1 protein-coding gene is annotated in these 576 nt (G+C 38.7%); it reads left to right on the top strand.

Going from position 1 to position 576, the window contains the following annotated elements:
• Positions 1–576, top strand: a 576-nt coding sequence (locus tag LCM23_RS25740) for an IS1595 family transposase (RefSeq protein WP_224939363.1), incomplete at both ends; no start/stop codon positions are given.

The following is a 576-nucleotide window of genomic DNA, read 5'->3' as shown; positions in this document are numbered from 1 at the left end:
TCTCGCTACCCTGAAAAGTGGATAAAATACATTGAACTAATGGTCGAAGGTTACACCCTACCGAAAATCGCTGAACGCTTAAAAATTCATATATCAACTGCATTCTATTGGAGACATAAAATCCTGAACGCATTAGGAAGTCTTGGTTTTAATCAACTGCAAGGTATCGTTGAAAGTGACGAGACCTTCTTTCGAGAGTCTATGAAGGGTCGTGAAATTACCCATAGAAAAGCCAAGAAACGTGGAGAAAAGGACAAGAAAAGAGGGATTTCTAATCTTAAAATAGCAGTTGTCGTGGCACAAGACCGAAATGGTAATATGATTGCTCGGAAAGCAGGAACAGGTCGTGTAAAGGCAGAAGAAATTGATACTGTGATAGGTGAGTATATTCACCCGTCTGCTTTGTTATGTACAGATACAGCAACTAACTACAAGAAATTCGCCAAACTAAAAGGATTACAACACGAAACAGTTAATGAAAGCCAAAAACAACGGGTGAAAAAAGGCATATACCATATTCAACACGTCAATAACTCTCATAATCGTTTGAAAGGTTGGATGGAACGTTTTCAAGGG

This window comes from Cytobacillus kochii, assembly GCF_020171845.1.
GTDB classification, from domain to species: domain Bacteria; phylum Bacillota; class Bacilli; order Bacillales; family Cytobacillaceae; genus Cytobacillus; species Cytobacillus kochii.
This window is presented reverse-complemented; position numbering and strand designations above follow the sequence as displayed.